This is a genomic window from Ensifer sp. Root142 (genome assembly GCF_001426785.1).
Lineage (GTDB): Bacteria > Pseudomonadota > Alphaproteobacteria > Rhizobiales > Rhizobiaceae > Ensifer > Ensifer canadensis.
Window position 1 is genome coordinate 852,941 of record NZ_LMFK01000001.1, and the last position, 25,317, is coordinate 878,257.

At 62.3% G+C, this 25,317-nt stretch carries 26 protein-coding genes; 10 read left to right on the forward strand and 16 right to left on the reverse strand.

Annotated elements, in window-relative coordinates:
• Window positions 1-133: 133 nt before the first annotated feature.
• Window positions 134-901 carry a 3-hydroxyacyl-CoA dehydrogenase gene (locus ASD52_RS04025; protein WP_057223002.1) on the reverse strand — a complete coding sequence of 256 codons (768 nt, stop codon included), beginning with the start codon at window positions 899-901 and terminating at the stop codon, window positions 134-136.
• A 314-nt stretch (window positions 902-1,215) separates the two neighbouring features.
• Between ASD52_RS04025 and queC the strand changes: the two genes are divergently transcribed.
• The 5 genes from queC (at window position 1,216) to ASD52_RS04050 (ending at window position 5,187) form a co-directional block, all read left to right on the forward strand.
• Window positions 1,216-1,926 carry a 7-cyano-7-deazaguanine synthase QueC gene (queC, locus tag ASD52_RS04030; RefSeq protein WP_057223003.1) on the forward strand — a complete coding sequence of 237 codons (711 nt, stop codon included), beginning with the start codon at window positions 1,216-1,218 and terminating at the stop codon, window positions 1,924-1,926.
• Complete coding sequence (queD, locus tag ASD52_RS04035; protein ID WP_057223004.1) at window positions 1,926-2,282, forward strand: 6-carboxytetrahydropterin synthase QueD; 357 nt, start codon at window positions 1,926-1,928, stop codon at window positions 2,280-2,282. Before queC ends, queD begins: the two co-directional genes overlap by 1 nt.
• Complete coding sequence (gene queE, locus ASD52_RS04040) at window positions 2,279-3,007, forward strand: 7-carboxy-7-deazaguanine synthase QueE (protein WP_057223005.1); 729 nt, start codon at window positions 2,279-2,281, stop codon at window positions 3,005-3,007. Before queD ends, queE begins: the two co-directional genes overlap by 4 nt.
• A gap of 234 nt (window positions 3,008-3,241) precedes the next feature.
• A complete protein-coding gene (locus ASD52_RS04045) occupies window positions 3,242-4,306 on the forward strand; it encodes a glycosyltransferase family 2 protein (protein ID WP_156612872.1) in 1,065 nt (354 codons plus the stop codon).
• A gap of 32 nt (window positions 4,307-4,338) precedes the next feature.
• The gene (locus ASD52_RS04050) at window positions 4,339-5,187 is read left to right on the forward strand and encodes a glycosyltransferase (protein WP_057223007.1); all 849 of its coding nucleotides are present in this window, start codon (window positions 4,339-4,341) and stop codon (window positions 5,185-5,187) included.
• Between the two features lie 306 nt (window positions 5,188-5,493).
• On the opposite strand, the gene pcaF is transcribed toward ASD52_RS04050, so the two are convergent.
• The 11 genes from pcaF to ASD52_RS04105 all read right to left on the reverse strand — a co-directional run bounded on the left by pcaF (window position 5,494) and on the right by ASD52_RS04105 (window position 16,665).
• Window positions 5,494-6,696 carry a 3-oxoadipyl-CoA thiolase gene (gene pcaF / locus ASD52_RS04055; protein ID WP_057223008.1) on the reverse strand — a complete coding sequence of 401 codons (1,203 nt, stop codon included), beginning with the start codon at window positions 6,694-6,696 and terminating at the stop codon, window positions 5,494-5,496.
• Window positions 6,693-8,672 (reverse strand): 3-hydroxyacyl-CoA dehydrogenase NAD-binding domain-containing protein, encoded by a 1,980-nt coding sequence (locus ASD52_RS04060; protein ID WP_057223009.1) that lies wholly within the window; start codon window positions 8,670-8,672, stop codon window positions 6,693-6,695. Before ASD52_RS04060 ends, pcaF begins: the two co-directional genes overlap by 4 nt.
• 11 nt (window positions 8,673-8,683) lie before the next feature.
• Window positions 8,684-9,079, reverse strand: a complete 396-nt coding sequence (locus tag ASD52_RS04065; protein WP_057223010.1) for a RidA family protein — start codon at window positions 9,077-9,079, stop codon at window positions 8,684-8,686.
• On the reverse strand, window positions 9,057-9,485 hold the full coding sequence (locus ASD52_RS04070; protein WP_057223011.1) for a thioesterase family protein: 429 nt from the start codon (window positions 9,483-9,485) through the stop codon (window positions 9,057-9,059). The genes ASD52_RS04065 and ASD52_RS04070 overlap by 23 nt, the downstream gene beginning before the upstream one ends.
• Before the next feature lie 12 nt (window positions 9,486-9,497).
• Entirely contained in the window at window positions 9,498-9,896 is a 399-nt protein-coding gene (locus ASD52_RS40540) for an acyl-CoA dehydrogenase family protein (RefSeq protein WP_057223012.1), read from the reverse strand.
• 15 nt (window positions 9,897-9,911) lie between these two features.
• Window positions 9,912-11,099 (reverse strand): acyl-CoA dehydrogenase family protein, encoded by a 1,188-nt coding sequence (locus tag ASD52_RS04080; RefSeq protein WP_057223419.1) that lies wholly within the window; start codon window positions 11,097-11,099, stop codon window positions 9,912-9,914.
• Between the two features lie 11 nt (window positions 11,100-11,110).
• Window positions 11,111-11,953, reverse strand: coding sequence for an enoyl-CoA hydratase family protein (locus tag ASD52_RS04085; protein ID WP_057223422.1), 843 nt, complete (start codon window positions 11,951-11,953; stop codon window positions 11,111-11,113).
• A 4-nt stretch (window positions 11,954-11,957) separates the two neighbouring features.
• Window positions 11,958-12,734 carry an SDR family NAD(P)-dependent oxidoreductase gene (locus ASD52_RS04090; protein WP_057223013.1) on the reverse strand — a complete coding sequence of 259 codons (777 nt, stop codon included), beginning with the start codon at window positions 12,732-12,734 and terminating at the stop codon, window positions 11,958-11,960.
• Window positions 12,731-15,052, reverse strand: a complete 2,322-nt coding sequence (locus tag ASD52_RS04095) for a bifunctional salicylyl-CoA 5-hydroxylase/oxidoreductase (RefSeq protein WP_057223425.1) — start codon at window positions 15,050-15,052, stop codon at window positions 12,731-12,733. Before ASD52_RS04095 ends, ASD52_RS04090 begins: the two co-directional genes overlap by 4 nt.
• 220 nt (window positions 15,053-15,272) lie before the next feature.
• A complete protein-coding gene (locus tag ASD52_RS04100; protein ID WP_244497411.1) occupies window positions 15,273-15,797 on the reverse strand; it encodes a MarR family transcriptional regulator in 525 nt (174 codons plus the stop codon).
• Window positions 15,798-15,891: 94 nt separating this feature from the next.
• A complete protein-coding gene (locus tag ASD52_RS04105; protein ID WP_057223014.1) occupies window positions 15,892-16,665 on the reverse strand; it encodes a GntR family transcriptional regulator in 774 nt (257 codons plus the stop codon).
• 161 nt (window positions 16,666-16,826) lie between these two features.
• Here ASD52_RS04105 and ASD52_RS04110 point away from each other — a divergent pair, with 161 nt between their 5' ends.
• The 5 genes from ASD52_RS04110 (at window position 16,827) to ASD52_RS04130 (ending at window position 21,961) form a co-directional block, all read left to right on the forward strand.
• On the forward strand, window positions 16,827-17,813 hold the full coding sequence (locus ASD52_RS04110; RefSeq protein WP_057223015.1) for an ABC transporter substrate-binding protein: 987 nt from the start codon (window positions 16,827-16,829) through the stop codon (window positions 17,811-17,813).
• Window positions 17,814-17,878: 65 nt separating this feature from the next.
• Window positions 17,879-18,658, forward strand: a complete 780-nt coding sequence (locus tag ASD52_RS04115) for an ABC transporter ATP-binding protein (protein ID WP_057223017.1) — start codon at window positions 17,879-17,881, stop codon at window positions 18,656-18,658.
• A gap of 5 nt (window positions 18,659-18,663) precedes the next feature.
• Complete coding sequence (locus tag ASD52_RS04120; RefSeq protein ID WP_057223431.1) at window positions 18,664-19,587, forward strand: ABC transporter permease; 924 nt, start codon at window positions 18,664-18,666, stop codon at window positions 19,585-19,587.
• 15 nt (window positions 19,588-19,602) lie between these two features.
• A complete protein-coding gene (kynU, locus tag ASD52_RS04125; RefSeq protein WP_057223022.1) occupies window positions 19,603-20,850 on the forward strand; it encodes a kynureninase in 1,248 nt (415 codons plus the stop codon).
• A gap of 139 nt (window positions 20,851-20,989) precedes the next feature.
• On the forward strand, window positions 20,990-21,961 hold the full coding sequence (locus tag ASD52_RS04130) for a pyridoxal-phosphate dependent enzyme (RefSeq protein ID WP_057223024.1): 972 nt from the start codon (window positions 20,990-20,992) through the stop codon (window positions 21,959-21,961).
• Between the two features lie 9 nt (window positions 21,962-21,970).
• Here the strand turns inward: ASD52_RS04130 and ASD52_RS04135 are convergent, their stop codons facing one another.
• From ASD52_RS04135 to ASD52_RS04150, 4 genes are read right to left on the reverse strand one after another with little or no spacing between them, the layout of a single operon-like run.
• The gene (locus ASD52_RS04135; protein ID WP_057223026.1) at window positions 21,971-22,657 is read right to left on the reverse strand and encodes an ABC transporter ATP-binding protein; all 687 of its coding nucleotides are present in this window, start codon (window positions 22,655-22,657) and stop codon (window positions 21,971-21,973) included.
• Window positions 22,654-23,403 carry an ABC transporter ATP-binding protein gene (locus tag ASD52_RS04140; RefSeq protein ID WP_057223028.1) on the reverse strand — a complete coding sequence of 250 codons (750 nt, stop codon included), beginning with the start codon at window positions 23,401-23,403 and terminating at the stop codon, window positions 22,654-22,656. The genes ASD52_RS04135 and ASD52_RS04140 overlap by 4 nt, the downstream gene beginning before the upstream one ends.
• Entirely contained in the window at window positions 23,396-24,367 is a 972-nt protein-coding gene (locus ASD52_RS04145) for a branched-chain amino acid ABC transporter permease (protein WP_057223030.1), read from the reverse strand. Before ASD52_RS04145 ends, ASD52_RS04140 begins: the two co-directional genes overlap by 8 nt.
• A gap of 7 nt (window positions 24,368-24,374) precedes the next feature.
• Window positions 24,375-25,295, reverse strand: a complete 921-nt coding sequence (locus ASD52_RS04150; protein WP_156612877.1) for a branched-chain amino acid ABC transporter permease — start codon at window positions 25,293-25,295, stop codon at window positions 24,375-24,377.
• Window positions 25,296-25,317: the final 22 nt, after the last annotated feature.

Below are 25,317 nucleotides of genomic sequence, written 5' to 3' on the forward strand. Positions count from 1 at the left end.
ACGGAAATGATTGTAGCGCCGCGCGACAAACACGGCGTCCAAGGGATACCGTACCACTCGAAACACGCTGCCTGTTCAGACAGTAGCACATTTGGCCGGACGCAACGCGCATCCGGCCTGTCAGATATCAGTCTCAGCGTGCGCCCATGCGAAGCGCGCCGTCGAGGCGGATGACTTCGCCGTTCAGCATCCGGTTTTCGCAGATATGCTGGACAAGGGCTGCGAATTCCTCCGGCTTGCCGAGGCGCTGCGGGAAGGGAACGCTCTTGCCGAGCGAGTCCTGTACTTCCTGGGGCATGCCGGCCATCATCGGCGTTTCGAAGATGCCCGGCGCGATCGCCACGACACGGATGCCGTGCCGTGCCAGTTCGCGGGCAATCGGCAGAGTCATGGCGACGACGCCGCCCTTCGAGGCGGAATAGGCAGCCTGGCCGACCTGACCGTCGAAGGCCGCGACAGAGGCGGTGTTGATGATGACGCCACGCTCGCCGTCGTCGCCGGGTGCTTCCTTTTCCATCGCCGCCGCTGCCAGGCGGATCATGTTGAATGTGCCGATCAGATTGATGCCAACGGCAAGGGCGAAGCTGTCGAGCCGATGAGGGCCGTCGCGCCCAAGTACCTTTTCGCCCGGCGCGATGCCGGCGCAATTCACCAGCCCATTAAGATGGCCGAAGGTATCAACGGCTGCGGAGACTGCGGCTGCGCCATCGGTCTCGCTGGTGACATCCGTCTTGACGAAAAGAGCATTGCTCCCAAGCGCCTCGGCCATCGCCCGCCCGGCGTCTTCGTTGATGTCCGCAAGGACGACACGCGCGCCCTTGCCGTGGAGCAGGCGTGCAACGCCGGCACCAAGGCCAGATCCGCCACCGGTCACAATGAAGACTTTTCCGTCGATCAGCATTCCAGAACTCCTCCAATACCGAACTCCGCCACCGTTTGGCAGTTGTCGCCAACGACGGGGGCCGGAGCTCACCGCCGTCAGGCGGTGATGGCGCGACGTTAGCCTCTTTGAAACGCGGCGGAAATCGGCCGAAGTGATTTTTGATTTTGCGCAGAGGATAAAATTGCTCGTCCGTCGTTCCGACCGATTGGAATGGCGGTGCCGCCGCCGCAAGCAAGGCTCGCCGCTAAGGGCTGGTCAAAACCGTAGCAATGGCTTAAAAGCGGCCCGCATCCGGTCGCAGCCCACCCGGTCAAAACAAGGGACCCATAATTATGAGAACTATCGTCATCTGCTCCGGCGGATTGGACTCCGTTTCGCTCGCGCACAGGATCGCGGCCGAGCACGAACTCGTCGGCCTTCTTTCCTTCGATTACGGCCAGCGCCATCGCAAGGAACTCGACTTCGCCGCGGCCTGTGCCCACCGGCTTGGCGTTCCTCACCAGATCATCGACATCACCGGCGTTGGCCGGCACCTGACCGGATCGGCGCTGACCGATGACGTCGACGTGCCCGATGGCCACTATGCCGAGGAGACGATGAGGGCCACGGTGGTGCCGAACCGCAATGCCATCATGCTGGCGATCGCCTTCGGCCTCGCCTCGGCGCAAAAGGCCGACGCCGTCGCCGTTGCCGTCCATGGCGGCGACCATTTCATCTACCCAGATTGCCGGCCGGGCTTCATCGATGCGTTCCAGAAAATGCAGGACGAGGCGTTGGAGGGCTATGGCACCGTTCAGCTCCTTGCACCCTATGTCAATGTCCCGAAGGCCGCCATCGTTACGGACGGCGCCAAGCACGGCACGCCTTTTGGTGAGACGTGGTCCTGCTACAAGGGCGGCGCACGCCATTGCGGTCGCTGCGGCACCTGCGTCGAGCGGCGCGAGGCCTTCCATCTCGCCGGCGTCGATGACCCGACCGAGTATGCCGATCCGGATTTCTGGCGCGCTGCCACCAGCCGCTTCTCGGCAGAGGAGGTTCGCTGATGTACCGCATCACCAAGGAATTCCACTTCTCCGCCTCGCATCAGTTGAGCCATCTGCCCGCCGATCACCAGTGCGCGCGGTTGCACGGCCACAACTACATCGTCGAGGTCGAGCTTGCCGCCGCGGATCTCGACGACAACGGCTTCGTGCGGGATTATCACGACCTCGCCCCGCTCAAGCACTACATCGACGGCAGCTTCGACCACCGCCATCTCAACGACGTGCTCGGACACGACCGGGTGACGTCGGAGTGCCTGGCGAGGCATTTCTACGACTGGTGCAAGGAGCGGCTGCCGGAAACGTCGGCAGTTCGCGTCAGCGAGACGCCGAAGACATGGGCGGAATATCGGCCATGACGGGTGCGGCGATCCGCGTCAGCGAGATCTTCGGGCCGACAATCCAGGGTGAGGGCGTGTTGATCGGCCAGCCGACGGTGTTTGTGCGCACCGGCGGCTGCGACTACCGCTGTTCCTGGTGCGATACGCTGCATGCCGTCGACAGCGAGTACCGCGACCAGTGGCAGCCGAGGTCGGTCGGAGAGATATGGGAGGAAGTCAGGCGGCTCTCGGGCGGCGTGCCGCTGACCGTCTCGCTTTCCGGCGGAAACCCGGCCATTCAGCCGCTCGGGCCTTTGATCGATTGCGGCCATGGCGACGGCTATCGCTTTGCGCTTGAGACGCAGGGCAGCGTTGCCAGGGACTGGTTCTCCGACCTCGACGTTCTGGTCCTCAGCCCGAAGCCGCCGTCGAGCGGCATGGAAACCGATTTCGCAAAGCTCGACGAGTGTCTTGCGATGGCGGCTGGCCGGCCGATGACAGTGCTCAAGATCGTCGTGTTCGACGATGGTGACTATGCCTATGCCAGGGACGTGGCCCGGCGATATCCGGCGCTGCCCGTCTATCTGCAGCCGGGAAACCACACGCCACCACCGCCGCAGGACGACAGCGCGAAGGTGGACATCGATGGCGTGATGAACCGCATGCTCTGGCTGGTCGACAAGGTGACCGGCGACAAATGGTTCGATGCACGGGTGCTGCCGCAGTTGCACGTCTTGCTGTGGGGCAATCGACGGGGCGTTTAGAGCGCGGAAAGCAACGTCCATAATTCGGGCTCGGGCCTTGCGGCTTTCTGCCTGCTCAGTCTGCCCGCGCCGCTAGTCAACGCGTGGCGCCGACCAATCACCACTCAGATTGGAATATGTTAAAAAACAACTGCGATCGCTTGCGCCGACGTCCCCGGCGGCGTTCGGCCTTTCATTCCATTCGCATTTATGCAAGAGGCTGTCTCTGGAGACAAACTGAGGACGTTGTGATCGATGAAACGTGGCAGTATGAAATATCCATTCGACCGCCAATTTTTATTTCCGAAACGCAGCATAATCGACCGTGCAAAGACACTATACGACAATGCGCGGGTGTCTATCAGGGAGAGGCGAAGCAAGCAAAACGTTGAGCTATTGCCCGCCAAGCCAATAGTCCCCTTGAACAGCATTGATGTGCCGCTCGTGTTCATCACGCACAACGATATAGCTCTGCTGCCTTCGTTCCTGAAACACTATCGCAAGATCGGGGTAACGCGCTTCATATGCGTCGACGATGTTTCGAATGACGGCACGAAGGAGTATCTGCTCGAACAGCCAGATATCGACGTGTGGACGTCAAACATCAGATTTGAGAAGGCACGCCGCGGCAGACGTTGGCGCGAGGGGCTCTTTGGCAGGTATGGTTATGGACGTTGGTATATCAATGTCGATTCCGATGAGTTTCTCATTTACGATCAATGCCCCGAAGAAACGATACCTGCGCTTATACAAGTTCTTGAAGACAATGGGATTAAACGGCTGCCGGCACCGATGCTGGATATTTACCCGGGCGTGGAAACCGATAATGCCGTCGACGGAGATCTGCCGTGGTTCTCAGTCAATCGATTTGATGCCGATGGCTATGAGATCTCCTATCTCAAGCGAGGTATCAGCGTCAAAGGCGGTCCGCGTAAACGACTTTTCAACGAAGAAAATGAGCTAATCAAATATCCCCTAATCTATTGGGACAAGCATTGCTACTTCGGCAGCAGCATTCACCGGCCCTTGCCGTACAACCGCAATTTTGCGCCCATCTGGGGCGTTCTCCTCCACTTCAAGTTCTTCACGAATTATCGAGAGAAGATAGCTGAGGCCGTTGATGGCCGCCAGCACTACAATGGCTCGCAGCATTACCAAACGATGAAGGAAGAACTGGATCAGAAAGGCGGTATCGATTTCATGGCTAAGAACTCTGCCCGTTTCACCAATCCGGCGCAACTGGTCGAACTCGGTTTTATGCCCAGCATTTGCTACGATCTGGACGATGAGCCTCGCGCACCTTATCGAGTATGGAAATAAGCTGTTTCCGGTTAAGAAACCTGGGGCTTGGAATGGCCAAGAGCAAAGTTGCAATCGTTTTCCCTGTCTACAATGGCGCCAAAACGCTCGAGCGCAGTCTTCAGTGCATAGCTGCACAAGACTACGCAGATTTTCGCGCATTCATCCTAGAGAATGTGTCGACGGATGGGACCGTTGAGATCGCTAAGCGCTTTTGCTCGACCGATCCCCGCTTCTCTCTGATCAGCAATGATGTGCATCTGAGCGCACTGGATAATTTTGCAAAGGCCGTCAAGATAGGTTCGGCTGCGGCCGAGTTCTTTTGCCTGCGGGCATGCGATGACATGTCGTCTGAAAACTATCTGTCGTCCCTTATGGGCGCTCTGGAGAACGACCGTTCTAAGCTTCTGGCTGCAGGTTCAACGACCCTTATCTCCCCGGCCGGAACGTCCAGGATAAAGCGGCCAAGCCCAGATATATTTGATTTCAGAGGTAGATTTACCAAGGGTATTGTGCCTCGAAATCTGACCTTCCCCGCTGAGTGGATATACGGATTGTTTCGATCAGATGGCGCAGAAGAAATCCTGAACGCCCGCTGGTATGAACTGGGGAACCCCTGGTGCTTTGCCTCGTATGTTGTGTCCGAATTCGTCGTGCGAGACTTGGTAGCCTATGTGGACGATACGTCCTACCATTTCTATGAGGGGTCTGGTTCCGACAAAAAGTTTGGCGCTAAGACATTTAGAGAGCGCTTCAGCCAGCGCATGATCTATACGTTTGGTTGCTACAAGCTGATCCAGAAACTTCCTCCCTCAAGCGTTCTCGCTCGGGTCAAGTTCCTTAGAATGTGCTGGAATGACGCCCGGCGGAAGACGCGATACAAATTGTTTTGGATCTTCTAGCGCTCGCGGACAGGAATCGCTTTTTGCACGCCGAGCAAAATGATTGAAGGACGGTCCTGCGCGCGCGGGTACGACAAGTCTCTGCCCAGTCGATCCTGAGACCATTTCGATTTTGAAAGCATGTCGAGACCCTATCGCTGCGTCGCACCTCTGGCCGGCTGTGACGAGCAGATCGTTCTTGAAGTGCAGACGCACACATTCGAGACCGTACACGCCTGCTCCGATCCAGATGTCCGTTCGTCGGACGCATCCGGCCTGAAACGAAAGGCTTCAGCGGACCGAACGACACCTGAGCATCCGTCGGCGTCACGGTCGCATCAGTAACATCGAGATGCCTTGTCCAACGCCAATACACATGGTGGCGACAGCTCGCCTTGCTCCTCGAAGTTCAAGTTCCAGTGCTGCGGTCAGCGCAAGGCGCGCACCGGACATGCCGAGAGGATGTCCCAAGGCAATGGCGCCGCCGTTGGGATTTACGTGGGTAGCATCATCCGCAAGGCCTAGCTGCCGCATGCAGGCGAGAGCCTGGGCTGCGAAGGCTTCATTGAGCTCGAGGATATCGATATCGCCGATGCCAACGCCGAGGCGATCCAGGAGCTTTCTGGTGGAATAGACAGGGCCCATACCCATGACGCGTGGAGGAACCCCCGCCGTTGCCATCCCCTCGACGCGAGCAAGTGGCCTCAGGCCGTAGCGTTCGACCGCGCGGCCTGAGGCAAGTAAAAGTGCGGCCGCGCCGTCGTTGACACCGGATGCATTGCCGGCTGTCACGGTGCCATTGGCGCGGAACGGCGTCGGCAGGCTGGCGAGCTTCTCGAACGTCGTCTCGCGCGGGTGCTCATCCTCTAAGACGTGCGTCGTCTCGCCCTTGCGCCCTTTGATCGGATAGGGGGCGATTTCGCGCGAGAAGCGGCCATTCTTTTGCGCAGCCGCAGCACGGGCCTGGCTGCGGAGCGCAAAGCCGTCCTGGTCCGCGCGTGAGATTGCAAACTCGGCTGCAACGTTTTCAGCGGTCTCCGGCATCGAGTCGGTGCCATAGCTCGCCTCCATGAGCGGGTTGATGAACCGCCAGCCGATCGTGGTGTCGTGGATCTCGGTGCTGCGCTGGAAGGGGCTCACGGCCTTTGGCATGACGAAAGGCGCGCGCGACATGCTCTCGACACCGCCGGCAATCACGATGTCCGCCTCGCCGAGCCGGATCGCGCGTGCGGCGTAACCGACGGCATCCAGCCCCGAGCCGCAAAGCCGATTGATCGTCGTGCCAGGAACCGCGTCCGGCAATCCGGCAAGCAAGGCGGCCATGCGGGCCACGTTGCGGTTGTCTTCGCCCGCCTGGTTGGCACAGCCCAAGACGACTTCATCGATCTCTTCGGCCGGTACGGACGCGACGCGCGCCAGCGCCTCGCGGATTACGTGCGCGGCGAGGTCGTCGGCACGGGCGGCCGACAAAGCGCCGCCGTATCGGCCGATGGGCGTGCGGACGCCATCAATGATATAGGCTTCGCTCATGATTTCAGGTCCTTGCCTTGCTGCGCGGTAAACATCGGCCCGCCCTTGTGGGCCGGAAAGCCGTAGCCGTTGATCATCACCAGATCGATGTCGCCGGGACGCGCGGCGATACCTTCGGCCAGCAGCGCCGTCCCTTCATCAACCATCGCCTTCAGAAGCCGGCCCATGATCTCTTCGGCAGTGAAGGCTCGCGGCGTGATGTTCTTGGCGGCGCGCGCTGCCTTGATCATCGCCGTCACTTCCGGATCGACGGTGCGCTCGCCATTGGGGTAGGCGTACCAGCCGCGGCCGCTCTTGCGGCCGAGACGGCCCGCCTCGCAGAGCCTGTCGGCGATCTCGACATAACGTGCGGCAGGATCCCGCGTCGCGGCCTGCCGCTTCCGGCGCGCCCAGGCGATCTCCAACCCGGCCATGTCATTGACGGCGAAGATGCCCATCGGAAAACCGTAAGCTTCGAAGGCGGCGTCGATCTCGTCGGGCGCGGCACCATCCTCGAGCATGAACTCTGCCTCGCGACGATAGGCGGAAAAGATGCGGTTGCCGATAAAGCCCTCGGTAACGCCGCAGACAATGGGTAACTTGCCCAGGCGTTTCACGAAGGCGACTGCACTCGCCAGCACATCGGGTGCGGTCTTGGCGCAATCGACGACTTCGACAAGCCGCATGACATTGGCGGGCGAGAAGAAGTGCAATCCGACCACCCGCGACGGATCGGTCGTCGCCGCGGCGATCACGTCGGGATCGAGGTAGCTGGTGTTGGTCGCCAAAATGGCGCCTGGTGCAAGGATGTCGTCAAGCCTGCGAAACAGGTCCATCTTGACCTGGAGGTCGTCGAACACCGCTTCGATGACGAGATCAGCGGTGGCGAGGTCTGCCGCTTCAGCGGTGGTCTGTAATCTGGCGAGGCAGTCGTCGCGTCCATCCTGGCCCATCCGTCCGGAGCGGACGGTTTTGTCGAGTGTTTCGGCAATGCGGTCGCGCGCGCCGGCGGCTGCTTCCTTTGTCTGTTCCAAAGCGATGACGCGATAGCCGCTGGTCAGGGCGGAGACCGCAATGCCGGACCCCATCAGCCCCGCGCCGACCACCGCAACTGTCTCGATTCTGCGTGGCGAGACTGTCTCTAACCCTGCGATCTTGCCGGCGGCGCGCTCGGCAAAGAATACGTGCCGCAGGGCAGCGGACTCGACGGAGTCGCGCAAACGCAGGAATGTGCGGCGTTCCTCCGCCAATCCCTGTTTCAGATCGACTTGGCCGGCCGCCTTGACGAGACGTACCGCCTCGACCGGAGCAGATTGGCCGCGGGCTCGCGCCAGGACCCTCGCTTCCGCCGCGCTGACGGCTGCGGCGTCCACCGTCGGGACGGCCATCAAGCCGGTGCGACGGAGCGGCTTTGCACCCAGTTCGCGCAGGAGCGTAAGGGCGGCGGCTATAGGGTCCGTGGCGGTGCCATCGGCAAGGCCGAGTGCGACAGCTTCGCGCGCCTTGGCGACGCGCCCCGTTCCGATGAGATCGATGGCCGCGAGCGTGCCGATCAGCCGTGGCAGGCGTTGTGTCCCGCCAGCACCCGGAACGATGCCGAGCTTCACTTCAGGCAGTCCGAACGCGGCCTTTTCGCCGGCTATACGGCCGTGGCAGGCGAGCGCCACCTCGCAGCCGCCGCCAAGGGCGGCGCCATTCACCGAGCAGACGACCGGCTTCTCGAAAGTCTCGATGCGATCGATCACCTCGGGAAGCATCGGCTCGATGGGCGGTTTGCCAAACTCCTTGATATCAGCACCGCCGATAAACGTGCTGCCGGCACCGGTGATCACGAGACCGGTAATCGTCGGAAGGTCAGTAGCATGATCCAAAGCAGCCATCAGGCCGGACCTGACATGCGCCGACAGCGCGTTGACGGGCGGATTGTCGATGGTGACGACAAGAGCACCTTGTTCTCGACGGGCGGAAACGCTCTGCGAAAATCTGATCTCTGGCATGTCGGCAATCCTCAATCGGGGATGACGGCTGTGGCCTGGATCTCGATCTTGGCCCGGTCCTCGACCAGCGCGACCACCTGCATTGCCGCCATTGCAGGGAAGTGCCTGCCGATGATATCGCGGTAGGCTTGGCCGATGCCGCGGAGGTTGCCGACATATTCCTGCTTGTCGGTGAAGTACCACGTCATCGAAGTGATATGGTGCGGCTCCGCCCCGCCGGCGGCAAGAACGGCGACAACATTTTTCAGCGTCTGGCGGACCTGCTCGATGAAATCGTCGGTTTCGAACTCGGAGCGCTCGTTCCAGCCGATCTGACCGCCGACGAAGACAGTGCGGCCCTTCGCAGCGACGCCGTTGGCATAGCCGATGGGCTTTGCCCAGCCTTCAGGTTGCAGGATGGTGTGCATTGGTTGTCTCCAGATGTTGCGTCAGTGCGGCTCGGATATCGTCCGGCCATGCAAGGGAAAAGTGGTTGGCGAGCGAGGTGGCGACGACCCGGTGCTTCGCCGTCCAGAGGACGATTTGCTTAGCCGAGACCGTATGCTCCATGTCGAGCGACGACCGGCCAACACCTCGCACGGCGAGCTCGAATTCGAGTTCGTCGCCCTGAAAGCCCGGACGAACAAACGTCAGGTCGAGGCGCACCGTCGGCACGCCGATCTGGCGTTCGTCGATCATCGCCTTCCAGGGAAAGCCGAGCGAAGCGAAGAAGTCCTCCATCACCCCGACGAGGATGTTGAGGTAGGAGGGGAAGTAGGCGATCCCGGAGGGATCGCAGTCTCCGAACCGCAGCGATCTCTTGCTTCTGTACACGGATGCCGGACCTCAGTTCGCGAAGGCGGCGATGCCGGTGATGGCACGACCTGGGATCAGCGCGTGGATGTCGTGGGTGCCCTCATAGGTGTTGGCCACTTCGAGAATGACGAGATGGCGCGCCACAGGGAACTCGTCCGAGATGCCGTTTCCGCCGAGCATGTCGCGGGCGGTTCTGGCGATTTCCAGCGCCTTTCCGCAGGAATTCCGCTTGAGGATCGACGGTTCGCCCATCTCGGTAAAGAACGACGGATCGGTCTTTTCTTGACGGAACGCCTCTTGCGCGCGGGGCGAAAGCCGGCCTTCGGCGTAGCCCCTAGCGGTGTGCTGCACCATGCGTTCTTCTTCCGTCAGCTGTCCATCCAGGTCGAATGGATCGTGCCAGTCGAATGACACTTTTGAGCCGTGCATGCTCGACACCCCCCGTTATCGTGCCGTGCCCTTCATCAGCTCGCGGCCGATGATGAGCTTTTGAACTTCGGTCGCGCCCTCGTAGATGCGCAGCGCACGGATCTCACGATAGAGGCGCTCCGTGATCTCGCCGACGCGTACCCCACGACCGCCGAAGAGCTGCAGCGCCTGGTCGATGACCCATTGCGCATTCTCCGTCGCCGTCATCTTGGCCATTGCCGCCTCGCGGGTCGTCGGCCGTTTCTGTACGTCGCGCTGCCACGCCGTGCGGCAGGTCAAAAGTGCGGCGGCATCGATTGCGGTCGCCATTTCGCCGAACGTGCTTTGTGCCGTCGGCAGATCGGCGAGCGTCGCACCGAACATCTTCCGGCTTTTTGCATGCGCCAACGCCTCGTCGAGAGCGCGGCGGGCAAAGCCGGTTGCGGCCGCCGCAACGGACGGGCGGAAGATGTCGAGAGTGCGCATGGCGATCTTGAAGCCTTCGCCCGGGCTGCCGAGAAGCTGTGACGCCGGGATGCGGCAATTGTCGAAGCGAATCCGGGCGAGCGGATGCGGCGCAATCGTCTCGATACGCTCGGCGATCGTAAAGCCAGGTGTGTCGGCGAAGACGACGAAGGCAGATATGCCACGCGTGCCGGGGGCCCCGCCGGTCCGGGCGAAAACCGTGTAGACATCGGCGATGCCGCCGTTCGAGATCCAGGTCTTTTCGCCGTCGAGCACGAAGTGATCGCCGTCGCGTCGGGCCGCGCAGGTCATCGCCGCGACATCCGAACCGGCGTCGGGTTCGGAAAGGGCGAAGGCGGATATCCACGCGCCGCTGGCGACCTTGGGCAGGACCGTCTCTTTCAGCGCCTGCGTCCCGGAAAGGCTGATTGCGCCGGTGCCAAGCCCCTGCATCGCGAAGGCAAAATCGGCAAGGCCGTCGCTATAGGCAAGCGTTTCGCGGACGAGGCAGACTGACCGGCTGTCGATCTCGTCGCTTGCGCCGCCGAACGCCTTCGGCACGCAATGGCGGAGAACGCCTGCGGAACCGAGCGCCTTGACCAGATGCCGGCACGCAGTATCGACATTTCCGTGATCGATCGCGCCGAGGCCGCCGCCGGCAATGAAGTTGTCCAATTCCTCCGCAAGAGCGCGATGGTTATCCTCGAAGAACGGCCAGTCAAGATGATCGCGGGTCGGTCCGCGCGGTGCTTTGTCCATCGCGCTCATCGTCAGTTTCCCTTGAATTCGGGCTTCGCTTTGGCGGCAAAGGCCTCGAAGGCGCGGCGGAAGTCGCCGGTTGCCATGCAGATCGCCTGGGCCTGTGCTTCTGCTTCGATCAACTGGTCGATGCCCATCGCCCATTCCTGGTCGAGCATCTTCTTCGTCATCGCATGGGCGAACCACGGGCCGTCGGCGATGCCGCGTGCGTATTTCTCGGCCTCGGTCAGCAACGCCGGACGCTCATGCAGCGCGTTGTAAAAGCCCCAGGCATGGCCCTCCGTCGCGGTCATGACCCGGCCGGTAAAGAGAAGTTCGCTCGCGCGACCCTGGCCGATGATCCGGGGAAGGATGCCACAGGCGCCCATGTCGGCACCCGCGAGCCCGACACGCGTGAACAGAAATGCCGTTTTCGCCTCCGGCGTTGCCACACGGAAATCCGCGGCCATCGTCAGGATCGCGCCGGCACCGGCGCAGATGCCGTCGACGGCGGCGATGACCGGCTGGGGGCAGGCGCGGATCTGGCGCACAAGCTCGCCGGTCATGCGGGTGAAATCGAGCAGGTCGGGCATCGACATGCGCGTCAATGGCTCGATGATCTCGAAAACGTCGCCGCCGGAGGAGAAGTTGTCATTGGCGCCGGTCAATATCACCGCGCGCACGTCGCTGGCGCGACCGAGTGCCCGGAAAAGATCGACGAGCTCCTCGTAGCTTTCGAAGGTCAGCGGGTTCTTCTTTTCGGGACGGTTGAGCGTGATCGTGGCAACCCGGCCGTCAGCATCCGTTTCGAACAGGAAGTGTTTCGCCTTGTGGTTCTTGAAGGCGCGCTTCTTGGCCTGCATCGGGTTTGTCATGTCGTCATCCTCCGAGAACTTCGCCGCCGGCAACCGCAACGGCCTGGCCGGTGATGGCGCTCGCCTTCTCCGACACCAGCCAGGAGACGGTGTGAGCCACCTCGTCAGGTGTGACCAACCGCCCTTGCGGATTGGCTCGCGCGAGACTGGCGCGGGCTTCCTCGCGTGAGCGGCCCGTCTTTTCGCTGATTGTCTCAAGCGCCCCATCAATCAGCGGCGTGTCGGTGAAACCCGGGCAGACGGCATTGACGGTGACGTCGGTGCGCGCAAGTTCGAGCGCCAACGCGCGCGTCAGACCGACAACGCCGTGCTTCGATGCGCAGTAGGCGGAAACGTAGGAATAGCCGGTCAGGCCCGCCGTGCTCGCGACATTGACGATCCGGCCGTTTCCAGCACGGCGCACCGAGGCAAGGGCTGCTTGCGTCACGAGAAACACCCCGGTCAGGTTGACCGTGAGCACCCGTTGCCAGAGTGAAAGATCGGTTTTCTCGAACGGCGCCGAAGGAGCCTCGCCGGCGCAGTTGACGAGCACCGCAATCTCTCCGCTCTTCGCAATCGCAGCCGAAATGCCTTGCTCGACCGCTGCCGGGTCGGTCACATCGAACTCATGGTGGACATGGGCTTCGCCGCCCGATGAGTGGATTTCCTTTTTCACGGCTTCGAGCGGCGCGGCGCGACGCCCCACGAGGCTGACGATATGGCCATCGGCTGCGAGTGCAAGCGCGATCGCCTTGCCGATGCCGCTTCCGGCGCCCGTGACGAGGGCGTGTCTGCGGCTCATGGCTTGCCTACCGTCGTTGCGGCACGCGCCAGATTGTTCACATATTGCGCACGGGCGGAGTGGTATTGCTTTGGCCAGGACTGCCCGTCATAGCCGATCCTCGCTGCCTCGTGCATGACGAAGGACGGGTCCGCCAGATGGGGACGCGCAATCGCGCAGAGGTCGGCGCGGCCGGCGGCAATGATGGAATTGGCGTGGTCTGCTTCGGAAATCGCTCCGACGGCGATGGTTGGAACCTGGATCTCGTTGCGGATCTTGTCGGAAAATGGCGTCTGGAACAGCCGGCCGTAAACCGGTTTTTCTTCCTTCACCACCTGACCGGAGGAGCAGTCGATCATGTCCGCGCCGGCTTCCTTGAACAGGCGGGCGAAAATCGCCGCGTCCTCAGGCGTGTTGCCGCCTTCGTGCCAGTCATGCGTAGAAAGGCGCACCGACATCGGCCGGTCCTCGGGCCACGTCTTGCGAACCGCGTGGAACACTTCGAGCGGGAAGCGGGCGCGGGCCGCATGGTCGCCGCCATATTCGTCCGTGCGGAGGTTGGTGAGCGGCGACAGGAAGCTCGACAGCAGGTAGCCGTGCGCCACGTGCAGTTCGAGGATGTCGAAACCGAGGTCACGGGCGCGTCCGGTCGCCTGCACGAAGTCAGCGACGACGCGGTCCATGTCGGCGCGGGTCATTTCGCGCGGCGTATCCGAATGCTTGAGGTAAGGCAGGGCGGACGCCGAAATGAGCGGCCAGGCGCCCTCGTTCAAGGGCTGGTCGATCCCCTCCCAGGCCAACTTGGTCGCACCTTTTCTCCCGGCATGCCCGAGCTGGATGCCGATCTTGGCAGGCGTCTGCTGGTGCACGAAATCGACGATGCGCTTGAAGGCCAACGTCTGTTCGTCGTTCCAGAGTCCCAAGCATCCGGGCGTGATGCGGGCGTCGGCCGACACGCAGGTCATTTCAGGAAAGACGAGGGCCGCGCCGCCCATGGCGCGCGCACCGAGATGCACCAGGTGAAAGTCGTTCGGCACGCCGTCGGTCGCCGAATACATCGCCATCGGCGAAACGACGATGCGATTCCTGAGCGTCAGGCCGCGAAGCTTGAAGGGCGTGAACATCGGCGGCGGAACCGTGCCATTCGGCGCCGGCTCGACGCCGGCACGTTCGGCGAACCAGCGTTCGAAACCTTCGAGCCAGTCCTTGTCGCGAAGGCGAAGATTCTCGTGGCTGATACGCTGTGAGCGGGTCAGCATCGAATACATGAACTGCTCCGGCTCCAGCGTATCGGCATAGCGCGTGCCGACGACCTCGAACCACTCCATGGCGTTGCGCGCCGCATTTTGGATGCGGGCGACATCAACCCGGCGCACCTCCTCGTAAGCCGCGAGTACAGCCGGGATGTTGGCTTCGTCGTGGCCGAGGATATCGAACTGCCGGGTAAGCTCGATGGCGTCGTCGATCGCAAGTTTGGTGCCCGAGCCGATGGCGAAATGCGCCGTGTGGGCGCTGTCACCCATCAGCACGACGTGGCTATTGCCGTTGAAATGGCTCCACTTCTCGCAAATCAACCGGCCGAAGTTCAGCCAGGCCGAACCGCGCATATGGCGCGCATTGGTCATCAGCTTGTGACCGTCGAGCGTCTCGGCAAAGAGTTTTTCGCAGAACTCAATCGACTGCTCCTGGTCCATCTGGTCGAGACCATGGGCCTGAAAGACGTCATCCGTGGTTTCGACGATGAAGGTCGAGGTGTTCTCATCGAAGCGGTAGATATGCGCCTGGAACCAGCCGTGTTCGGTGCGTTGGAAGTCGAAGGTGAAGGCGTCGAAGCGCTTGTCCGTACCGAGCCAGACATAACGGTTTGGCCGAACGACCATGTCGGGTTGGAAAACGTCGGCGTATCTGTTGCGGATCCTCGAGTTGACGCCGTCGGAGGCGATGATGAGGTCCGCATCGGCGAATTCCTCGTCGCTTTCGACGTCGTGCTCGAACACAAGCTCGACACCGAGTTCGAGGCAGCGATCCTGGAGGATATTGAGCATCTTCTTGCGGCCGATGCCGACGAAGCCGTGGCCCGTCGTCCTGATCTTGCGGCCCTTGAAAACCAGTTCGATGTCGTCCCAGTGGTTGAACGCGACCTCGACCGCCTCAGCAGTCTCCGGATCCCATTGGCGCATTGACTGCATCGTCGCATCCGAGAAGACCACCCCCCAGCCGAAGGTGTCGAAGGCGCGGTTCCGCTCGACGACCGTTATGCGGTGTTCCGGGTGCTGGCGCTTCATCAGCAGCGCAAAATAGAGGCCGGCTGGCCCGCCACCGATACAGACGATCCGCATGTCGTTCTCCTCCCGAGCTCCGGCTGCGTGTGTCATCGTCCAGATGTCGTCGACCGTCATCCCGGACTGCGAGGAGCAGGGTGGACTCGTTCCAGAGAAATTTCAAGCTTAAAATTGTTTCGACAATTGTGACGACGCTTCATGCGTCGGAAGCGCGGTGCGCGAGTGGCGAACCGTTTCGGAGGATCTCGGGAGAAGGCGTAACGAAAGGCGCAGCGCCTCAGCTATTCCTGGCCAACGCAGCAATGACGGATCGCTTGAGCTTGGCAAGCTCGTCCATCAACACACCGCCCTCCTTCGCTGAAAGTCCAGCGAACAGGTCGGAAATCCAGTCGGCATGCCTTGCCGCCATTTTCTCGAATTCAGCGCGGCCGAAGGGCGTCAGCGCGATGATCTGTACACGTCGATCCGTCGGCGGTGTCGTACGGCTGATGTGGCCGCTCTCGGTCAGCCGTTCCACAAGAACCGTTATGTTGCCGGGTGAGACCATCATGCGCTTAGAGACTTCCCCCAGGACCATGCCATCAGGCGCTCGCTCGAGTTGGGCCATCAGGTCGAAACGTGGCAGGGTGGAGTCGAATTCTTCCCGCAGCCGCCGGCGGACTTCGCTCTCGACCAGTGTCGAGCACGTCAGCAGACGCAGCCAGAGCCTGAGCTCGACACGGTGATCGCCGGGAGCCTCGAGGGCCTTGGTCTCGCCATCCACCCATTCCGGCGAGATGTCGAACTTGTCTTCACCCATCATACCAAACGTCCGCTTTCCCAAAGCTGCAGGCGTATACTGCCGCCTTGTCTCTATTAGAGATGTTTCCGGCTCTTGGACAGGCTGCGTCGGGCCGTCATTTGGACGCAAGCCCCGGCAACGACGGGCGCCCGGAAGATTGAGAACGGCCACCGTCTTCGGATTGGACATAGACATTGACGGTAAAGCCGATGTGGTCGGCCATCAGCGACCTGGCGCGCTCGAAATCTCGATCAAGTGCCGCCTCCATTAGCTCAGTGTGATGCTCGATCGCCATGGCGTCTTGCAAGGCGGCGACGGCTTCCTCGTATCCCTTGCTCATCCCTGCGGCAGCCCTCAATGTCGGGGCCAGGCTGAGGAAACGGTGGTGGCGACGAAGCTGATCGGAAATCGTTGACTGGAAGCGGGTCAACCAGTTCGATCGTGCCGCACCGATCAGTGCCGCGTGGAAGGCGGCGTGCTTTTCGTCCCACTCGTCGATCTCGCTTTCGGAGAAATGCTCGACGGAAACTTTGCAGCGGGACAGCCGGTAGTGCGCGGTGACGACGGCGGACTCCCATGCACTGTCGCCATTCTCGATCGACTCGAGAAGCAGCGGCATTTCGACGGCCAGGCGCGCGCGGGTGAGATCGTCCAGTTCCTCGCGTGAAACCGGAGCAACGGCAAAGCCGCGGTTGCTGATCGCCGTGACCAGGCCTTCCGCCTCCAGACGCGACAGCGCTTCGCGCAGAGGTGTCCAGCCGATTCCGTAGCTTTCGCGCAGCACACTCAGCTTCATCGGCGCGCCAGGCTTGAGACGCGTCGCCAGGATATCGCGTCGCAGCAGGCGGTAGGCCAATTCGGTCTTGGTCGACTGTTCGTGGTCTTGCATCAAGTTCCCTTAACGCCCGCATCGGGTCGATACAAATATATATAGTTCTGAGCTTCCGATGAAAATATATATATTTGTTTGACAAGAAGTCTGACGGTCTCCATCATCCACCCACGCCGCCGAGGAGGGCGGTAACGCTCGTCAGATTCTGGGAGGGATGTATGGGCAGGCTTAAGAGCACTTGGCTTTCGGGATTGGTTGTCGCCGGCGTGCTGGCGTGGGGAGCGGGAACGGCGGCTGCTGATCCGATCCGTATTGGCATCGCCAATTTCGGCGAACATCCGCAATTGAGCGCATCGATCGCCGGCTTCAAGAAGGCGCTTGCTGAAAACGGCTTCGTCGAGGGCACAGATGTCGTCTACACCGAAAGCCACACAAATTTCGACGCCTCGCTTGTGCCGCAGATGATTGCCAAGCTGCAGGCAGAACAGCCGAAACTAATCTATACGATCACCACGCCGGTCTCGCAGATCGCCAAGAAGGCGCTCGCCGGATCCGGTATTCCGGTTGTCTTTTCCGCCGTCACCGATCCGGTGGCAGCCAAGCTGGTTCCGTCCTGGGGGGCGGGTGACGACGGCATGACTGGCGCGACGGACCTTCAGGATGTGGCTGCCGTGATGGCCTTTACCCGCAAGCTCCTTCCGGAGGCCAAGCGCTTTGGCGTGCCGTACAACCCTGGCGAGGCGAACGACACGGCGCTGCTCGACAAGATCAAGGCGGCTGCACCGGCCGCCGGCTTTGAGGTCGTGGCCGTTGGCGTCGACAACGTCAACGACATCCAGCAGCGCATTGCCTCCTTCGCCGGCAAGGCCGACGTGATCTATACGCCCGCATCCAACCTGCTCCAGCCGGCAATCGGCGCCGTCTCTGCGGCTGCACGCCAGGCGCAGATCCCGATCGTCAACTCCGACGATGGTGCTGTACGCGACGGCGTCGTGCCGGCAAGCTTTGCCGTCAACTACGAGCAGGTCGGCATGAATGCCGGCAAGATTGCCGCCGAAATCCTCAAGGGCAAGGATCCAAAGACAATCGCTCCCTCGCGCCCGAGCTATGAAGATCATGCGCCGCTGATTTCGAAGAAGGCGGCGGCGGCCTTCGGCATCGAAGTGCCGGCGTCGCTCGCCGATTGCGGCTGCCTGGTCGACTGATTTTGGGCGAATAGGTGACGGCGTCGGGAGCGCCGTCACTTCATGGGTTATAAGGGGGGGAGCCAATGCTGGAAATCAGATCGGCCCGCAAGGTCTTCTACAAGGGGCAGGCAGACGAAAAGGTCGCGCTCGACGGCCTCGACCTGTGCCTTGCAACAGGCGAGTTCGGCGTCGTCATCGGCTCGAACGGCGCCGGCAAGAGCAGCATGCTCAACGCCATCTCCGGGGCGCTCGCGCTCGACTCCGGCCAGATCGTCATCAATGGCGACGATGTGACGGCGACGCCCGTGCACAAACGCGCCATGCGGCTTGCGCGGGTGTTCCAGGACCCGATGCGCGGTACGGCCGCCAGCATGACGGTGGCCGAAAACATGCTGCTCGCCGAGCTTCGAAGCAACAAGCGCACCCTGCGCCTCGGGCTGAACGCGGCAAGGCTCTGCGCCTACAAGGAGCGCCTGTCGCTTCTGGGCCTCGGCCTCGAAAAGCGTCTTGATACGCGCGTGGAGCTACTGTCGGGCGGCCAACGGCAATCGTTGTCGTTGATCATGGCGGTCGGCGGTACGCCGGAGCTGCTGCTACTCGACGAGCACACCGCGGCCCTCGACCCGCGCACCGCCGATATCGTCATGCAAGCAACGATCCGCGCGGTCGAAGCCTTGAAGCTGACGACGCTGATGGTGACGCACAACATGCAGCATGCCGTGGACTTCGGCCACAAGGTCATCATGCTCGACGCCGGGCGCGTGCGCCTCGAAATCGATGGCAAGGACAAGGCCCAGACGACGGTCCCGGACCTGATTGGCCATTTCTCCGTCAAAACCGACCGCATGTTCCTGGCGAGCTGATGATCATGGATATTCTTCAAAACACCATCGCGAGTTTTGTCTCGCTCATCCCCGTCACCTTGGCCCAGAGCCTGATCCTCGCTTTCGTCGTGCTGGGGATCATGATCCCGTTTCGCATGCTGAGCTTTCCGGATCTGACCAGTGAGGGCGCCTTCCCGCTTGGCGGCTGCGTCTGCGGTGTGCTGATGGCAGCCGGCATGTCGCCGCTGGCCGCGATTGCCATTGCCCTGGTTGCCGGCTTCGTTGCCGGTTGCTGCACGGCGTTCATCCATCTCAGGTTCCGCATTCATACGCTGCTTGCCGGCATCCTGATGATGACGATGCTCTACTCGATCAATCTGCGCATTATGGGCCGGTCGAACCTCTCGGTCTTCGGGGCACCGACGATATTCGACTGGGTGCCAGGGCTGCAGCCGGGCTTCCCGGCAAGCAAGATCGTGGTCGCCGGGCTGATCGCTCTCATCGTCCTCTTCCTGCTTCATCATTTTTTCAGGACCGAGAAGGGCACGGCGGTTCGCGCCGTCGGTGCCAACCCTGACATGGCCGAAGCGCAAGGCATCAATGTCTGGCTGGCGACGATCGGCGGCGTCGGGCTTGCCGGCGCTTTTTCGGCGGCGGGCGGAGCGCTGATGGTGCAGTCGCAGGGCTTTGCCGACGTCAACATGGGCCTCGGCATCCTGATCAACGGGCTCGCGGCGCTGATGATTGGCGAGGCGATCGTCGGCAAGCAAAGCGTGCTGCGCCAGCTCGCCGCCCCGTTTGTCGGTGCGGTCGTCTACTATCAGCTCGTCTCCTTCTGCCTGGCCGCCGGCATGCCACCACCTGATCTGAAACTTGCGACCGGCCTCTTCGTTCTCGCCATGCTGGCTCTTCCGAGCCTCAAGCGAAGCCGCGGGCCAGCACCCGCCCGCGAAACCGTTCGTGAATAACCAAGGACCATCTTCATGAGTGCAGTTCCTGATCTTGCGGCGATCGAGGCCATGGATGCGGCCGATGTGCTGCGTCCGATGCGCGAGCGCTTCATCCTGCCGCCGGGCCTCATCTATCTCGACGGCAACTCCCTGGGCGTAGCCTCGAATGCCGCCTTCGCTGAGCTTACCAAGGCAGCGACGGAGGAGTGGGGCCAGGATCTCATCCGAAGCTGGAACACGGCCGGCTGGTTCGAGATGCCGCTTGCGCTCGGGGACAGGGTCGGCCGGCTGATTGGCGCGGCGGCCGGCCAGACGGTCGTTTGCGACACCACGTCGATCAACATCTACAAGGCCCTCCATGCGGCGATGGCGCTGCGGCCGGAGCGCTCGGTGATCGTCAGCGAAGGCAGCAGTTTCCCGACCGATCTCTACATGGCCGAAGGCGTGGTCTCGACGCGTCCTGGCGCCGCGCTGCGTCTCGAAGGGGTCGATGCGCCCGAGATCGAAGACCTGATCAACAGTGACGTTGCCGTGGTTCTGGTCAACCACGTGAACTACAAGTCCGGCGAACTGCGCGACATGGCGGCGCTGACCCGCAAGGCGCACGATCATGGCGCGCTGATCATCTGGGATCTCTGCCATACGGCAGGCGCCCTGCCGGTCGATCTCGACGGCGCGAATGTCGATTTCGCCGTCGGCTGCACCTACAAGTACCTGAATGGCGGCCCCGGAGCGCCGGCTTTCATCTATGCCGCAACGCGTCACCATGGCGATATCCGCCAGCCGCTCAGTGGCTGGTGGGGGCATGCGCGCCCCTTTGCCTTCGAAAAACACTATGCCGCGGGCGAGGGGATTCGTCGCTTCCTCTGCGGAACGCAACCGATCCTGTCGCTTCGGGCGCTCAAGGGTTCGCTCGACGTCTGGGACGAGGTCGACATGACCCAGCTGCGTGAGAAGAGCATCCGGCTCACGGACATCTTCATCACGCTGGTTGAGGCGAAATGCGGCGCCTACGGCCTTAAGCTCGAGAGCCCGCGTGACGGCGCGAGGCGCGGAAGCCAGGTTTCGTTCAGCCATCCCAACAGCTACGAGATCATGCAGGCGTTGATTGCCCGCGGCGTCATCGGCGACTTCCGCGCGCCGTCGACGATGCGTTTCGGTTTCACCCCGCTCTATGTCAGCTACGCCGATGTCTGGCAGGCGGTTGAGATTCTCGAAGAAATCCTGCGCACCGGTGCGTGGCAGGATGCGCATTTTGCCGTCCGTGCGGCCGTGACCTGATCTGATAGCATCGACACATTGCGGGCGGCATGCCGCCCGCAGCCTCGCATCCAGACGCAAGCAAAGATCACGCCGCCCCGCGGATCAGGTCTTGGTCGCTGCGCCGAGAGTGGGAAGACGGCAAACGGGGACTTTCGCAATGACCGCTGCACCACACCGGCCGACATTGGACGAAATCGCCGAGGCGCGTGGCCGCATCGCTCCCCACTTCGCGCGCACGCCACTGGTCAGGCTCGACCTCGGACTTGCGGACCGGCAGATCTTTCTGAAACTGGAGACCCTTTCTCCGATCGGCGCCTTCAAGCTTCGCCCGGCGCTGAATGCCGTGTTGTCGCGTGATCCGTTAGTCCTGCAGAACGGCGTGGCGGTCACCAGTTCCGGCAATATGGCCTATGGCATGGCCTGGGCCGCGCGCCTCATCGGTGTTCCGATGGTCGCCTATATGTACCAAGGAGCGCCGCAGACGAAGATTGACGGCGTGCGCGACCTTGGCGGCGAGGTGCGCTTCGTCACTGCCGAGACCTGGTGGGACTACATTATCGGCGTAGACCGGCCGGATGCGCCGGAACTGCTCATCAATCCGGTGACCGATCAGGCGGTACTCGCAGGCAACGGCTCCATTGGCATGGAGATCGTCGAGGACTTGCCCGATGTCGATGTGGTACTGACCCCCTATGGCGGCGGCAGCATGACCACCGGGGTCGCCAGTGCCATCAAAACCGGTTCCCGGCGGGCGCGCGTCTTTGCGGTCGAGGACGACAGCGCCGCCCCGGTTTGCGCGGCCCTTGAGGCGGGGCGGATCGTGACGGTCAAAACCCGCCCGTCCTTCATCAAGAGCATCGGCGCTCCATCGCTGGTCCCGCAGCTTTGGCCGGTTGCAAACGACCTGATCGACGGGGCCATTGCCGTCAGTCCCGCTGAGGTGACAGAGGCGATGCGGCTGTTGTTCAGGAAGGCCAAGATCGTGGCAGAAGGTGCAGGAGCCGCTTCGCTTGCCGCCGCGATCGCCCGACCGGACCTTAAGGGAAACATCGTTTGCGTGATTTCCGGCGGCAACATCGACGCTGCGGCCTATTCCGTCGTGCTTGGTGGCGGCATTCCTGCCGCCTGACCGACGAACTCAGACGCCGAGATAGCGATCCTGAAGCGTCGGCGTCAGCGCTGCCGGCGATCCCTCGAAAACCGTCGTACCCTTCTCCAGGACGAAACAGCGGTCAGCCACGGGCAGCAATTCCGAAAGCGTCTTGTCGACGACGAGGATCGACTGGCCGGCCGCCTTCAGCGTACGGATCGCCGACCAGATGTCCTGCCGGATCACCGGCGCCAGGCCCTCGGTCGCCTCGTCCAGAATGAGCAGGCTGGGATTGGTCATCAGCGCCCGGCCGATGGCAAGCATCTGCTGCTCGCCGCCGGAAAGCGTATTGGCATATTGGTCGCGCCGCTCTCCGAGGCGGGGAAAGAGCGCGACCACCTTCTCCAAGGTCCATTCGCTACCGCGCGCAGTGGCAACGAGGTTTTCCATGACCGTGAGGTTCGGGAAGCAGCGTCGTCCTTCGGGCACGAGGCCAAGGCCGAGTCTGGCGATCCGGTGCGGCCGCATGCCGAAAATCGCCTTGCCAGCGAAACTGATCGCGCCCGAGCGCGGGCGCGCGAGGCCGAGGATCGAGTTGATCGTCGTCGTCTTGCCCATGCCGTTGCGACCCATGAGGGCGACCACTTCGCCCTCCCGCACATCGAGGTTGACACCGAAGAGCGCCTGGGAAGCGCCATAGAAGGTTTCGAGGCTTCTCAGTTCGAGGAGGCTCACGCGGCTTCTCCCAGGTAGGCGCGGCGCACTTCCGGGTCGCTGCGTATTTCCTCGACCGTGCCGGTTGCGATGATGCGGCCATAGACGAGCACGGATACCCGGTCTGCGAGTGCAAAAACCGCGTCCATGTCGTGTTCCACGAGCAGCATCGGCGCTTCGTGGCGCAAGCCATCGAGGAACGACGTCAGCCGCTTGGAGCCCTCCGGCCCCATGCCGGCCATCGGTTCATCGAACAGGAAAGCCTTCGGCGATAGCGCCAGCGCGATAGCGATTTCGAGCTGCCGGCGTTCGCCATGGGAGAGTTCCGCCGCCGGAACGTGGGCGCGCGCGGCGAGGTCGACGCGCTCCAGCATCTCCATTGCTGGCTCGGTCAGGTCCTTGTCGTCAACCACCTGGCGGAAGAAACGAAAGCTGCTGCCACGGCTTGCCTGCACCGCCAGCATGACGTTGCGAAGGGCCGAGAACTCCTGTGCCAGCGAGGAGATCTGGAAGCTGCGCGCGAGACCGAGTCTCGCGCGGGCGGCCATGTCGAGCCCACTGATGTCCTGGCCGAGAAAGCGGATCGTGCCGCTATCGGCCTTGAGCGAACCGGCGATCTGGTGGATCAGCGTGCTTTTTCCGGCGCCGTTCGGACCGATCAGCGCATGGATTTGTCCCGGGTGAAGCTTAAGGCTCACCCCGTCGGTGGCCTTGAGCGCGCCGAAGGATTTTCTGAGGTCGCGGATTTCGAGTGTCGGCTCAGACATGACGCGGCTTTCCCGAGAGCAGGCCCAGCAGCCCGCCGCGTGCAAAGAGCACGATGCCGAGCAGGATTAGGCCGAGGAAGAACTGCCAGCGCTCGGTGATGCCACCGAGCACATATTCGAAGAACACGAAGATCATTGCACCGGCAACAGGCCCGAACAGCCGACCCTTGCCGCCGAGAATGATGAGAACGATCAGTTCGCCTGACATGTGCCACGACAGCATCGAAGGGCCGACGAAGCGATTGAGATCGGCATAGAGCGCACCGGCAAATCCGGTGATCATCGCCGAGACCGCGAAGGCGACGAGCCGGATATTGAAGGGCGCGATGCCGACGGCGGCAAGGCGCGTTCCGTTCTGTCGCGCTGCCTGCAGGGCGCTGCCGAACCGCGAGCCCTCGACGATGCGGAACAGGAGAAGCGTTGCCATTAGCGCGGCGTAGCAGACCAGGAAATAGGGAAGGGGCTTGGAGGTATTGACTCCGGGAAAGGCGTTGCGCACCGACATCGACAGGCCATCTTCGCCGCCATAGGCCGGCCAGGAGATCGCGAAATAGTAGATCATCTGCGCGAAGGCGAGGGTGATCATGATGAAATAGACGCCTGTCGTGCGCAGGCTGATCGCACCGATGGGCAACGCAACGAGCCCTGCGACCACCACCGCCGTTATCCAGATGAGTGGCATCGACGTGGTTGCCGGAATGTCGGCAATGAGCGGTTCGCCATTGAAGGCGTGCGTCGCAAGGATACCGGCGACATAGCCGCCGAGGCCGAAGAACGCTGCATGGCCGAAGGAAAGCAACCCGCCAAGCCCAAGCGCCAGGTTGAGACCGACGGCGGCGAGCGCCAGCACGGCGACGCGGGTTGCAAGCGTCACATAGAAGGGCTCGCCGATGCCGACGGCGACAAGTGGTGCACCGAGAAGGAGGAGCGCCAAAAGCAGATTGACTGTGGTTTCGCGGCTCATCGGGACCTCATGACTGCGCGGCGAACAGGCCGCTCGGCCTGAAGGCAAGAATGAGGGCCATGACGACATAGATCAGCATCGAGGCCAGCGCCGCCCCGATCGTGGTCGCCTGCGATGCAGGCATGGTCAATGCCAGCAGCGAGGGCAGCAGGAAGCGGCCCATGGTATCGACGACCCCGACGATCACAGCGCCGACGAGCGCACCCTTGATGGAGCCGATGCCGCCGATGACGATGACGACGAAGGCGAGGATAAGGACCGGTTCGCCCATTCCGACCTGCACCGACTGCAGCGCCCCGACCAATGCGCCGGCAAGACCCGCAAGTGCTGCGCCGAGCGCAAAGACGACTGTGTAAAGTGTGCCGATGTCGACGCCGAGCGCCGCGATCATCTCGCGGTCCGACTCGCCCGCGCGGATGCGCATGCCGAGCCGGGTCCTGGAGATCAGCAAATAGAGGCCGACGGCCACGGCGATGCCGACGCCGATGATCGCCAGGCGATAGAGCTGATACTGACCGCCGCCCGGCAGCGGCACAGCGCCCTGAAGCAAAGGCGGTATGTCGAGATAGAGCGGGAACGAGCCGAAGATCCAGCGCGCACCTTCGGACAGGATCAGGATCAGTGCGAAGGTGGCGAGCACCTGGTCGAGATGATCACGGTCGTAGAGCCTGCGGATGACGGCGACCTCGATGATCGCACCGACGCCGGCGGCGGCCGTGAGGCTGGCGATCAGCCCCAGCCAGAAGGAGCCGGTCGCGGCTGCGACTGTGGCGCAAGCGAAGGCGCCGATCATGTAGAGCGAGCCGTGGGCGAGATTGATCAGACCCATGACGCCGAAAATCAGCGTCAGGCCGGCGGCCATCAGAAACAGCATCACGCCGAGCTGGAGCCCGTTGAGCAGTTGTTCGATCAGGAGTGCGGTGAACAAGAGACCGGTCCAAGCTTGGTGG

Coding starts and splice junctions, on each gene's coding strand:
- ASD52_RS04025 (WP_057223002.1), bottom strand. CDS start 901: ATGCTGATCGACGGAAAAGTCTTCATTGTGACCGGTGGCGGATCTGGC.
- queC (WP_057223003.1), top strand. CDS start 1,216: ATGAGAACTATCGTCATCTGCTCCGGCGGATTGGACTCCGTTTCGCTC.
- queD (WP_057223004.1), top strand. CDS start 1,926: ATGTACCGCATCACCAAGGAATTCCACTTCTCCGCCTCGCATCAGTTG.
- queE (WP_057223005.1), top strand. CDS start 2,279: ATGACGGGTGCGGCGATCCGCGTCAGCGAGATCTTCGGGCCGACAATC.
- ASD52_RS04045 (WP_156612872.1), top strand. CDS start 3,242: ATGAAACGTGGCAGTATGAAATATCCATTCGACCGCCAATTTTTATTT.
- ASD52_RS04050 (WP_057223007.1), top strand. CDS start 4,339: ATGGCCAAGAGCAAAGTTGCAATCGTTTTCCCTGTCTACAATGGCGCC.
- pcaF (WP_057223008.1), bottom strand. CDS start 6,696: ATGAGCGAAGCCTATATCATTGATGGCGTCCGCACGCCCATCGGCCGA.
- ASD52_RS04060 (WP_057223009.1), bottom strand. CDS start 8,672: ATGCCAGAGATCAGATTTTCGCAGAGCGTTTCCGCCCGTCGAGAACAA.
- ASD52_RS04065 (WP_057223010.1), bottom strand. CDS start 9,079: ATGCACACCATCCTGCAACCTGAAGGCTGGGCAAAGCCCATCGGCTAT.
- ASD52_RS40540 (WP_057223012.1), bottom strand. CDS start 9,896: ATGCACGGCTCAAAAGTGTCATTCGACTGGCACGATCCATTCGACCTG.
- ASD52_RS04080 (WP_057223419.1), bottom strand. CDS start 11,099: ATGGACAAAGCACCGCGCGGACCGACCCGCGATCATCTTGACTGGCCG.
- ASD52_RS04085 (WP_057223422.1), bottom strand. CDS start 11,953: ATGACAAACCCGATGCAGGCCAAGAAGCGCGCCTTCAAGAACCACAAG.
- ASD52_RS04090 (WP_057223013.1), bottom strand. CDS start 12,734: ATGAGCCGCAGACACGCCCTCGTCACGGGCGCCGGAAGCGGCATCGGC.
- ASD52_RS04095 (WP_057223425.1), bottom strand. CDS start 15,052: ATGCGGATCGTCTGTATCGGTGGCGGGCCAGCCGGCCTCTATTTTGCG.
- ASD52_RS04100 (WP_244497411.1), bottom strand. CDS start 15,797: ATGATGGGTGAAGACAAGTTCGACATCTCGCCGGAATGGGTGGATGGC.
- ASD52_RS04105 (WP_057223014.1), bottom strand. CDS start 16,665: ATGCAAGACCACGAACAGTCGACCAAGACCGAATTGGCCTACCGCCTG.
- ASD52_RS04110 (WP_057223015.1), top strand. CDS start 16,827: ATGGGCAGGCTTAAGAGCACTTGGCTTTCGGGATTGGTTGTCGCCGGC.
- ASD52_RS04115 (WP_057223017.1), top strand. CDS start 17,879: ATGCTGGAAATCAGATCGGCCCGCAAGGTCTTCTACAAGGGGCAGGCA.
- ASD52_RS04120 (WP_057223431.1), top strand. CDS start 18,664: ATGGATATTCTTCAAAACACCATCGCGAGTTTTGTCTCGCTCATCCCC.
- kynU (WP_057223022.1), top strand. CDS start 19,603: ATGAGTGCAGTTCCTGATCTTGCGGCGATCGAGGCCATGGATGCGGCC.
- ASD52_RS04130 (WP_057223024.1), top strand. CDS start 20,990: ATGACCGCTGCACCACACCGGCCGACATTGGACGAAATCGCCGAGGCG.
- ASD52_RS04140 (WP_057223028.1), bottom strand. CDS start 23,403: ATGTCTGAGCCGACACTCGAAATCCGCGACCTCAGAAAATCCTTCGGC.
- ASD52_RS04145 (WP_057223030.1), bottom strand. CDS start 24,367: ATGAGCCGCGAAACCACAGTCAATCTGCTTTTGGCGCTCCTCCTTCTC.